The 10774-nt window shown below is 69.4% G+C and carries 8 protein-coding genes; 4 read left to right on the forward strand and 4 right to left on the reverse strand.

Annotated features, from left to right (window positions below):
• On the forward strand, nucleotides 1–1669 hold a 1669-nt coding region (locus tag OXN85_04245; GenBank protein MCY3599167.1), incomplete at its 5' end, for a hypothetical protein.
• A gap of 7 nt (nucleotides 1670–1676) precedes the next feature.
• On the opposite strand, the gene OXN85_04250 is transcribed toward OXN85_04245, so the two are convergent.
• Entirely contained in the window at nucleotides 1677–3467 is a 1791-nt protein-coding gene (locus OXN85_04250) for a thioredoxin family protein (protein ID MCY3599168.1), read from the reverse strand.
• 323 nt (nucleotides 3468–3790) lie between these two features.
• Between OXN85_04250 and OXN85_04255 the strand changes: the two genes are divergently transcribed.
• Nucleotides 3791–4198 carry a DoxX family membrane protein gene (locus OXN85_04255; GenBank protein ID MCY3599169.1) on the forward strand — a complete coding sequence of 136 codons (408 nt, stop codon included), beginning with the start codon at nucleotides 3791–3793 and terminating at the stop codon, nucleotides 4196–4198.
• Between the two features lie 54 nt (nucleotides 4199–4252).
• Here OXN85_04255 and OXN85_04260 read toward each other — a convergent pair whose 3' ends face one another.
• Nucleotides 4253–5782 (reverse strand): inorganic phosphate transporter, encoded by a 1530-nt coding sequence (locus OXN85_04260; protein MCY3599170.1) that lies wholly within the window; start codon nucleotides 5780–5782, stop codon nucleotides 4253–4255.
• Between the two features lie 234 nt (nucleotides 5783–6016).
• Between OXN85_04260 and OXN85_04265 the strand changes: the two genes are divergently transcribed.
• On the forward strand, nucleotides 6017–7138 hold the full coding sequence (locus OXN85_04265) for an aminotransferase class I/II-fold pyridoxal phosphate-dependent enzyme (protein MCY3599171.1): 1122 nt from the start codon (nucleotides 6017–6019) through the stop codon (nucleotides 7136–7138).
• Between the two features lie 22 nt (nucleotides 7139–7160).
• The gene (locus tag OXN85_04270) at nucleotides 7161–8657 is read left to right on the forward strand and encodes a CHAD domain-containing protein (protein ID MCY3599172.1); all 1497 of its coding nucleotides are present in this window, start codon (nucleotides 7161–7163) and stop codon (nucleotides 8655–8657) included.
• Between the two features lie 64 nt (nucleotides 8658–8721).
• Here the strand turns inward: OXN85_04270 and OXN85_04275 are convergent, their stop codons facing one another.
• Together OXN85_04275 and hisN are read right to left on the reverse strand one after the other, a co-directional pair.
• On the reverse strand, nucleotides 8722–9978 hold the full coding sequence (locus OXN85_04275) for an amidohydrolase family protein (protein ID MCY3599173.1): 1257 nt from the start codon (nucleotides 9976–9978) through the stop codon (nucleotides 8722–8724).
• Nucleotides 9975–10751, reverse strand: coding sequence for a histidinol-phosphatase (gene hisN / locus OXN85_04280; protein MCY3599174.1), 777 nt, complete (start codon nucleotides 10749–10751; stop codon nucleotides 9975–9977). Before hisN ends, OXN85_04275 begins: the two co-directional genes overlap by 4 nt.
• Nucleotides 10752–10774: the final 23 nt, after the last annotated feature.

Genomic DNA, 10774 nt, shown 5'->3' on the forward strand with positions numbered 1-10774 from the left:
GTTCGAAGCCACCGGGACGGTCGAGGAGCCGCGGGTCCGCCGCTTCCCCGAGTACATGGAGGGACTCTTCCCCCTCTCCCGGGAACTGGACTTCGAGGTCATTCCCACCGCCGGGTGGACCGAGCCGATGTCGGACTTCCGGGCCGCCTACCTCGACGCCTATTCGCGTGACCCCGACCGGGCCGCGGGCTGGGCGGAATACCGGGCGGCCGCGGACGCTTCAGCCGAGGCACTCGCCGCGGGCGCGGCGGACGACCCGCGCTGGATCCACACCGATGCCTACGACGAGGCCTACGACATCCGCATGCGGACGTACGCCCGCCTCTTCGATGCGGACCTGGGCCCCGGGGGGTGGGACGCGATCAACGCCTCGCACTGGGCGTACATCGAGGCCGGACTCGACCGGCATCGGGGCGAGGGCGTCCGCTTCCTCCTCACCTACGGCGCGGGACACAAGGGCCCGTTCCTCCGCGAACTCCGGCAGCGCGACGACATCGTGCTCCTCGACGTGGCGCCGTTCCTCGACCGGATCGAAGCGGCTGCCCCAACGCGGCCGCGCGCCCCGCGTCGTCCCTCTACCGACCCGGTCTTCGATTCGTCGGAGCACCGGGATCTTTCCGAGCGGCTGCTGTCCGTCGGAGGTGGCTTCTTCACGCCGGACGGCGGTCTCGTTGTGGTGGACCGCACCGAGATCTACATCGTCGACATGGCGTCCGGGGAGCATCGAGTAGTGGGGCGCCAGGGAGAGGGGCCGGAGGAATTCGGCCACATACAGCGGGCGGTTCGCACGTCGGAGGGTGTCACCGTTAGCGACTACCTCAGGCGTCGTATCGTGTCGATTGGCCACGATGGCGATTTTGGCCACTCACAAAGCTACCTGGATGTTCCGCTCAACAGCCTTCAACCGGGGCTGGTAGCCCGTCATCCAGACGGCAGCACGGTCTTCCGCGACAGAGTCGACAACACGATGGTGCGGAAATCCGAAGGTCGATACTGGCAGCAAGCTCGGTATGTGGCGGTGGATGCCGATGGCGGACTTCGGGTGGTCGCGGAGACACAAGGCAACGAACGGTATTCCGACACGAGACGTGACAGTCCCGTGTTGTTTGGGCACCGGACATTGGAGGCGGCGACCGCACACCGTCTCGTCGTCGCCGAAACTGACCAGGGATCCATCTCGGTATTCGACTGGAGCGGTGCGCCTGTCGCCAGTATTCCCATGCCGGCCGGCGTCAGGCTGTCCGCAGGCCAAGTGCGGATGGGGCGAGAGTCCGAGGCGTCGCAGCGGCAGCAGCAAAGGGGATGGCTCATTGAGGCCGCTGAGGACGGCAGGTTCCCGTTCCCGCCGTCGGACGTAAAGGAGCGACTCCTCTCCCTTGTGCCGGACTGGCCGGCAAACGAAGTGGCGCCCCCGATCGATGAGATGCTAACGGACTTCGATTCGAGACTCTGGGTGAGAGATTATCGGCTTCCCGGTCAGGATAGCGTAACGTGGCGAGTGTGGGACATCGACCGGGAGCGGCTGCTGTTCACGGTGAGCATGGATGGTGAGGACCGGTTGCTCGACGCGCGAGGCGACGCAGTGTTGCTGCGCCGATTGGATCCATTCGACGCTCACCAGGTTGTGGTTACTCCGCTTCGCCCCGAGCAGGCCAACGGAGGGACTTAGCGGGCTGCTAGTCCCCGAGCAGGTCGAGGATCGCGGACTTCGAGATCAGTTCCGAGAAGACGTGCGGCTCCCGGTCCGGCCGGTAGAGCACGTAGAAGGGGATGCCGTAGCGGCCGAAGTCGGCCAGGTAGCGGCTGATCGAATCGTCGCGCCGCGTCCAGTCGGCCCGCATGGCGATGACGTCGTATTGGTCGAACGCCCCGGCCACTTCCTCCGTCTCCAGGAAGAGCGTCTCGTTGATCTTGCAGGTGAAGCACCAGTCCGCCGTCACGTCGACGAACACGTAGGTGCCCTCGGCCGCGAGCCCCTCGGCCCGCTCGCGGTCGAAAGGCTGCCAGGCGATCAGGCGGTCCTCCGGCGCGACGCCGATCGTCGAGGGCCCCGCTTCGGACCGCCCCGCGGCCACGGTGGAGACGGCCACGACCGTCAGCGCCGCCGCGGCGAACCCGGCGAGGTGGCGCGCCGCCCGCCCCCGCTGCGCCCGGCTCGCCAGCCAGATCGCGAGGGCCACGGCCAGCAGCCCGATCTCGAAGAAGGCCACGCGCGGCGCCGACACCAGGCCCGACATGACGAAGAGGAGCCAAACGAGCGTCGCCGCGAGCAGGAACCCCATCACCACGCGGAAGGTCGCCATCCACGCCCCCGGCCGCGGAAGCACGCGCCCCGCCGCCGGGAACGCCGCCAGGAGCAGGTACGGAGACGCCATCCCGGTGCCGATCGCGCCGAACATCGCGGCCGTCGTGACCGAGTCCTGCGTGAGCGCGAAGCCGAGCGCCGTCCCCAGGAAGGGGGCGGAGCAGGGCGTCGCCATCAGCGTGGCGAAGAAACCGGTCACCAGGTGCCCCGCGAGCCCCTCGGATGGACCTGACGAGCCCACCTTCGCCAGCGTCCCCGGGAGATGGATCTCGAACAGCCCCCACATGTTGAGCGTGAAGAGCAGGATCACGACCGCGAGCGCCCCGACGAACACCGGCTCCTGGAACTGGATCCCCCAGCCCACCGCGACGCCCGCCGCGCGCGCCCCGATCGCGGCCCCCGCCAGCAGCAGGAAGGAGAGGATGATCCCGGCCGCCGTGGCGAGGCTCCCCGTCGTGAGCGCGCGCCGGCCCCCCTCGGCGCTCTTCAGCAGCCCGAACACCTTGAGCGAAAGCACGGGCAGCACGCACGGCATCGCGTTCAGGATCAGCCCGCCCAGGAAGCCCAATAGCACGAACCAGAGGAAGCCCCGTCCGGCGCCCCCGACCTGCGATCCGCCGCCGCCCGTCGAGGCGGTCGCCGCCGCGAAGAACTCGGGGTTCGCGACTTCTCCTCCGGCGTCGATCGTCAGCCCCACCGTGGCCGGCGTCGTCACCGGCGCGAGGCACATTTTGTCGTCGCACGCCTGGTAGGTGACGTTCGTCCGGATGGGGTAGGTGCCGGTCGCCGCTCCCGCCGGCGTCGGCAGCGCGGTCCGGATGAAGATCTCGCCCTCGTACACGGAGATGGCGGTGGGCGCGAACTCGAAGCGCTTCATCTCGCCCGGGGGATAGCGAGGCGTCTCTGGCGCGGGCCAGTCCGGCGGCGCCTCGATCTCGATCTCCGTCGCGATCAGGTAGTCGTAGGTCGGTTCGTAGCTGTTCGTGTGCCAGCCGTCCTCGATGGTGAGGCGCACCGCGAGTTCGGCGGGCTCGCCGGCGAGGTAGGCGGTGCGGTCGAGGGCGACGGCGATGTCTCCCTTCTCGAGATCGAACGCCCCCTGCCGGGGAAGCTGCGCCGCGCCCGGGTCCGGGAGGAGAAGTCCCGCGGCCGCGGCCCACACGCACGCGAAAACCGGCCAAGCGCGCCGAACTCCGCCGCGTTCCCTTCGAGCAGGCCGTGGCAATAGCCGTCCTGCTCTCCCGCCTCTCGAACCGACCCTCATTCGTCCCGATCCCCTGAACTCGAGCTTCCGACAACCCGGCCGGGAAATTAGCCGCCCGGCCCCCGCGTCAAAACACCCGCCCTGCCCGTCGCGATGGGCGCGCGCGCTGGACACCCGCGATGGACCCCCGCGATGGACCCCCGCGATTGACGCCCGCAATCGCCGCGGACCACTCTTGAAGGAACGAGGAACGTCCCGCGACACCGGAACCGGAGGCCGACATGAAACGCTGGGGTCTGTTGCTGCTGAGAGTGAGCACGGGGTGGCTGCTGGTGATGTGGGGGCTCGACAAGTTCGTCAACGTGGAGCACGGCCAGCGCGTGGCCGAGAGCTTCTACCTCGGGATCGGTTCGCAGGCGGTCGTCCAGAACGTGTTCGGCGGCCTGGAGATCGCCCTCGGTCTGCTTGTGGTGGCGGGCCTGTTGAGGAAGTGGGCGTACCCGGCGGCGTTCGTCGTCCTCCTCATCACGGCGCTCGCCGTGTGGCGGTCGATCCTCGATCCGTGGGGCTGGGTCCTCGAGGGATCGCAGGTCCTCTTCTATCCCTCGATCATCGTTCTCGCCGGCTCCATGGTCCTGTGGGGCACGATGGATCAGGACGAACTGACGCTCGACGCCCGCATGGGCTGACCTGCTCGGCCCCGCCCGGCGCGTTTCGAGGCGACGCGCCGGGCGAGTCGGGAATCAGCCGTGCTCCGGCTCGGGCCGGTGGACCCTTCCGAGCCGCCACATGCCGATGGCGACCAGCACAGCGACGATCGGCAGGCCGGCCGCCCCCGTGAGGACGATCAGCGAGGCCATCGTGAAGGCGACCCCGGCGGCGATGAGGCCCGTGAGGAGCCAGCCGCCAAGCACCACCATGATGCCCGTCACGCGCTGACCACCGTCCGTGGTCGTCCAGGTTCGGTCCCCGAAAGAGGCGCCCATCGCGGCCATGAACGTGATGTACGTCGTCGACAGGGGCAGCTTGTTGGCCGTGCCGATGGAGATGAGCATCGCCGCGACGGTCAGATTCACGCTCGCGCGCAGCAGATCGTACGGAGGATCGTCCGCGTCCGGCGGGGGCGGTGCGGTCTGCGTCTCGATATGCTCCCGGATCCTGCGCGGCGTGAGGCGCTTGGCGAGGAGGAAGCCGGAGTATCCCCACGTCGCGATCGACGTACCCAGCTTGCTGTCGCGGAAGCGCTGAGGTGTGTGGCTCTGCGCGGCGAGCCGGATCTCAGTGTCCGTCACGCGACGCGCTTTCCGCGACCTGATGAGCGCCACGGCCATGACGACGCCCGCCGCCAGCAGCGCCCACGGCGGCGTCGGCACCCGGCCGGAGAGGTCGACCCCTTCCACGAGCACCGCCTGGAAGGCCGCGACCGACGGACCGATGAAGTTGACGAGGTCGTTCCCGGCGAATGCCATGGACAGCGCGCCCGTACCGGTGAGCACGATGACGCCGACCACCGTCCTGGGTCGCCGCCGCAACGCGAGCGCAAACAGGCTCGACAGGACGAACACTCCGGCGAGGATCAGGACGATCTGCTCGCGCAGCATCGTCATCGTCTCCTCACCGAGAAGCGCGGCGCCCTGCAGACCCTTGAACAGCACGAAATAGCCCATCGCCGAGAACGAGACGCCGGTCCAGAGCCAGCCCCAGCGCGGAAAGCTCTCCTTCAGGTCGAATCCGTACAGGATCCGTACCAGCCACATGATCCCCGCCGCGCTCACAAAGGCGGTGATCACGGAGAGGAAGATGGCGGTGTAGATGCCGAGTACCGGCCCGCTGTTGATCACCTCTACCGCCTCCCGAAACCCGCCCGCCGTGGTCCAGAAGGCGACCGCGATCGAGGCGCCCACGAGTTCCGACACGATCGACACCGTCGTGCTCGTCGGCAGCCCGAAGGTGTTGAACAGATCCAGGAGGAGGACGTCCGCCGCCATGACTCCGAGGTAGAGTGCGAGAATCGAGGTCAGGATGATCGTCCCGTCCACGTCGGTGAAGAAGCCGGGGTCGAACACGCCGCGCCGCGCCACCTCCATGAGGCCGCTCGACGTGAACGCGCCGAGGAGGATCCCGATCGTGGCGATGATCATGATGAGGCGCCGCCGCGCCACCCGGGACCCGAACGCCGAGTTCAGGAAGTTCACCGCATCGTTCGCGACCCCGACCCAGAGGTCGAAGGTGGCGAGCCCGAGAATCAGAAGCAGAGCAATCGTTTCGAACAATGGATCAACGCCTGGCTGGGGCTGCGGACGTCCGGAGCCGGGTCACCGCGAGGTGTCGCGCACGGCACTTTCAGCGCCAACCCTAGGCCGATTTCGCCACGGGGCAAGCACCGTGACGAGACTGTTACCTCAGCGGCCTCCAGCCCGTGTCCTGTTCCTGTCTTCGCGTCATTTTGGTATCCTCTGAAAGTTGCAATCCGAACGGCACACCCCGATCAAACCCCAGGAGCTGAAATGCGGGTCCCCCCATTCCTGATGGAGCGGTGGCAGTCGACGTTCGAGCACCGCGTGGACTACAACCTCTCCGAGAGCGGCGTGCATCCGCTCACGCTGTCGGAACTGCTGGAACTCATCGACCTGGACCCGGGCGGCGTCCGCCTGGAGTACGGACAGAGCGATGGGTCGGATCCGCTGAAGGCCGTGATCGCCGACCTGTACGAGGGGGCGCTCGCCGACAACATCATCGTCACGACCGGCGGGGCCGAAGCGAATTATGTCGTACTCTGGAGCCTGGTGTCGGCCGGGGACCGGGTCGTGGCCCTGGAACCGACCTACGGCCAGACGCCCGGGCTCGCGCGAGGACTGGGCGCGGACATGGTCTCGTGGAAGCTCGATGAAGCGCGTGGTTGGCAGCCTGCACCGGGAAGCGCCGCGGAAGTCATCACGCCGGGGACGCGCCTCGTCATCGTCACGAATCCGAACAACCCGACGGGAGCCGTCCTCACGGGCGCGGCCATGGACGAGATCGTCGATGCGGCGGAGGCGGTCGGGGCCTGGATTCTGGCGGACGAGGTCTACATCGGGGCGGAGGTCGAGGGCCCGGAGACGCCGAGCTTCTGGGGCCGCTACGACCGGGTGATCGTGACGGGCTCGCTCTCGAAGGCTTACGCGCTTCCGGGTCTCCGGCTCGGTTGGATCACGGCGCCGGCCCACATGCACGAGGAGTTCTGGAGCCGGAAGGACTACACGACGATCACGCCGGCCACTCTCTCCGACGTCGCGGCGCGCCGCGTGCTGAGCGCCGATGTGCGCCCCCGCGTACTCGAGAGGACGCGCGGGATCATCCGCGCCAATGTCGCTCGCGTCACCCGCTGGCTGGACGACCGCTCGGACCTGTTCTCGTACCGGGCCCCGGATGCCGGCGCGATCTGCTACGTGCGCTACGGTCTCGACATCAACTCGACGGAGCTGGCGGAACGGCTGCGGGCCGAGCGGGGTGTCCTCGTCGTCCCCGGAGACCACTTCGGGATGGACCACTACCTGCGGATCGGCTTCGGAAACCCGGCCGCGGAACTCGACGAGGGGCTCGACCGGGTGGCGGCCCTTCTCGAGGAGGCCTGCGCCGCGGTGGCATAGGGACACGACAAGGGGTTCCAGGGTGCGGGCGACGGTCGAGGTCGAAGTCAAGCTGGCGGGAAGCGCGGCCGAGCTGTCCGCGGCGTTCGACGACCTGGGCGGACCCCGGCCGACGCGCGAACGACTGCTGACGGTCTACTACGACACGCCGGAGGGCCATCTCCGGCGTCGCGGTTTCGCCATCAGAATCCGGAGCGGAAGCGGCTTCCGGGAACTCACGCTGAAGAGGGATGAGGGGGACGGGCTGACCCGCGGCGAGTGGACGTCGCGCCTTCCGCTCGCGACCCGCGAGGATGAGACGCTGCGGGCCCTTCGACTCCCTCCCGACGCTCCCGTCAACGACCTCGGGATCGCGGATGCCGGCGCGTTGCGCCCCACCTTCCTGACGGACATCGAGCGCACGAAGAAGGAGGTCCGGACGGGCGACGCCCGGGTGGAGGTGTCGCTGGACACGGGGCGGATCTCGGCGGGCGAACGCGAGGCGCGGATAGCCGAACTGGAGTTGGAACTGCTGAGCGGGCCGGTGGAGGACGTGCTTACGGGGGCACGCGCGCTCTTGGAGAAGCGTCGCCTCAGGATCGGAACGCGCTCCAAGGCCGCGCAGGGCACGGATCTGCTTCTCGGCACGTCGCCGCCCGCCGTCCGAGCGACCCGGGTGAAGCTCTATCCGGCCGATTCGATCGATGGGGCGCTCGCAAAGGTCGTCCGCGCCGCGTCCATCCACGTGACGGGGAATCTCGCCCCGGTGCTGGAGACCGGCGATCCCGAAGGCATCCACCAACTGCGCGTCTCCCTGCGGCGGCTACGCTCTGCGCTCCGCTTCCTGAAACCCCATCTCGGATCCCGTGCCGCCGCCCTGAACCGCGAGGCCCGGCGAGCGCTCAAGCGGCTGGGTCCGGCGCGCGACCTCGACGTCTTTCTGCTCGAAACGCTGCCTCCCGTGATCGAAGCGAACCCCGGAGTGTCCTCGCTGCCAAGGCTCCGCGGGGCCGCCCGGGAACGGCGAGACGCGGCCCACGAATCCGCGCGGAGGTTGATCCGGGGCCGGCGGTTCAACCGGTTCGTCCTGGACCTGCTGCGGGTGGCGCACGGCGGCGGCCTCGTCGTGCGGGACGCGGACGAGCCGCTCCCGAAGACCGCGAGGCGCAGGCTGAACGAGACATACCGGAGCCTGATGACGGCGGGGAGCGGCTTCGATCGCCTCACCGAGCCGGAGCGCCACCGGGTCAGGATCGCGCTCAAGAAGCTCCGCTACGCGTGCGACTACTCCCGAACCCTCTTCCCCGGCCCGGCGGTGGACACCTGCCTCCGACGTCTGTCGGCGCTGCAGGACGACCTCGGCCGCCTTAACGACGCATCGGTCGCCCGGCTGATCTCGCAGGAGTTGGCCACGGCCGATCCACTCGCGGCGGAGGGAGCGTCGCGGGTCGGCGACTGGTACGACCGGTGGGCGCGCGAGGCGGAGCCCGGCCTGATCGAATCCTGGCGTACCTTCGTCGCCACGGAACCGTTCTGGTAGCTCGTCCGCCCAGCGGTCCGCCCAGCGGTCCGCCCAACTGTCCGCCCGGTGGCTCCGGCTCCGGTCAGGGGACGACGCGGGGTCCGAGCGAACGGCGGTGACTCCGCACGCCGCGCGCGAAGAGCAGCAGCGTGAGCAGGAGCGCGGCCCCGCCGATCAGGAGCCGCACCGGATTGTCCGAGACCCGGTTGCCGGGGTTGTCGAGCAGGGCGTCGAAGAGCGTGGGCGGATCGTACAGGACGCCGCCCTTGCCCACGCGGGAGACCGTCTGCGTGAGCGAAATGTCCAGGCGCGGATCGCTCTCGAGAATGAGAAAATCCCCCAGCTTGCCCGGCTCCAGCGTACCCCTCGAATCCTCGAGTCCCAGGTGCCGGGCCGCCTCGCGCGTGGCGGCGTAGAGCGCGTCCTCCGCCGTCAACCCGGCCGCGACGAGCGCGTCCATCTCCTCGTGCAGCGCCAGCCCCGGCGCGAGCGCGCCGTTCGTCGCCGTGGAGACGGATCCTCCGGCGGCGTGGAACTCCCGCACGAACTCGCGGAGCACCTCCAGCGCCGCACCCAACCGTTCGGCCTCGGCGGGCGTGCGGTCGGGAAGGAGCCGGTCCTGGATACGCTCCGTGACCATCGCGAACTCGACCAGGCGGTTCATCCCGTGAGGAAGCCGGTAGGGCGCGGCCCAGCGTTCCTGCTCCAGCAGGCGCGGCGCGAACGCGGCGCCCCGAGCCCCCATCGCGCGGGCGGAGTCCATCAATGCTTCGCGGTCGGCCAGCGTCGCCCGCGACCGCGCGAAGAGCTGGAGATCTCGCGGCTCGCGGCCGGGCGGCCCGCTTGCGTCGAGCGGGATCGTGGCGGCGAGCGCCAGGCCGAAGAGGCCGAGCGGGTACGGCGGCTCCTCGACGGGCCTCGCCGGCCGCGGCGCGGGAATGCGCGCGTCATCGCTGCCCGTCGGCGGCAGCGGCTCCCCCTCGGGCCCCTCCGGAATCTCCGGGACGGCCGCCGTCGTGACACCGAGCAGAAAGGCCAGGTAGGCGGCCTGCTCGTTGCTCGGTACCTCCGCGGCCTCCTTCACATCGATCAGCCCCGGCACGACCCAGAAGCCATCGGCGTCGAGCACCTCCACGCCCCCCGGCTCGGCGCAGTCGCCCGGCGAGCCCACGCAAGTCACCAGGCCGTCGACCACGACGAGGCGCCCGGTCGGCCACACGGCCCCCGTGCCGTCGATGATGTTCCCGTTGTCGACCACGATCGACCCCGGCCCGCCGCACGCCGCGAGGCCGGCCAGAAGAGCGGGCATCGCTCCCGGGTGGCGCTTCATTCCCGTCATGACGTTCCCGTTCCGTTCAGGATCTCCATCACCTCGCCGTGGAGCGCCGGCGCGGCCGCCACCGTCGACGCGCCGCCGATCGGATCGTCCCCCTCCCAGGTCGTGATCACGCCGCCCGCGCCCCGGACCACCGGGACCAGCGCCGCAATATCCCACGGGTGCATGATCGGATCGAGCATGATGTCGGCTCGCCCCGTCGCGACCATGAGGTATCCGTAGCAGTCGCCCCAGCCGCGGTACAGCGCCGTTCTCGACCACAACGCCTCGAACCCCGCGAGGTTCCGGTGCCGGCCGACCGCCCCCGGATCCGTCGTCAGGAGCATCGCCTCCGCCAGCGAACGATCTTCGCGGACCCGAACCGTCTCCCCGTTGAAGGTCGTCCCCGACGGGGTGCCGATGGCGAGCTCGCGCGTGAGCGGCTGGTGGATCACGCCCAGAATCGGCTCGCCGTCGCGCAGCAGTCCGATGAGCGTCCCGAACAGAGGGACTCCGGCGACGAAGGAGATCGTCCCGTCGATCGGATCCAGCACCCACACGTACTCCGCGTCGTCGTTCTGCGCGCCGAACTCCTCCCCGACGATGCCATGGTCGGGGAAGCGCTCCAGAATCCGGTCGCGCAGCAGCGTCTCGGCGTAGCGGTCCGCCACCGTGACGGGCGACGCGTCCGTCTTGGATTCGACGGCCAGGTCCGGATGGCGGAACATGCCCGCGATCGCCCGGCCCGACTCCTCGGCCAGCTCCGCCGCGAACTCTCTCAGCGAATCGGGATCCAACTCTCCTCCGGTTTCGGGGTTCG

The sequence above is a fragment of the Candidatus Palauibacter australiensis genome (assembly GCA_026705295.1).
GTDB lineage: Bacteria > Gemmatimonadota > Gemmatimonadetes > Palauibacterales > Palauibacteraceae > Palauibacter > Palauibacter australiensis.

Bases quoted from the DNA above. Each gene is read 5' to 3' on its own strand.
- OXN85_04255 (MCY3599169.1), top strand. From the start codon at position 3,791: ATGAAACGCTGGGGTCTGTTGCTGCTGAGAGTGAGCACGGGGTGGCTG.
- OXN85_04265 (MCY3599171.1), top strand. From the start codon at position 6,017: ATGCGGGTCCCCCCATTCCTGATGGAGCGGTGGCAGTCGACGTTCGAG.
- OXN85_04275 (MCY3599173.1), bottom strand. From the start codon at position 9,978: ATGACGGGAATGAAGCGCCACCCGGGAGCGATGCCCGCTCTTCTGGCC.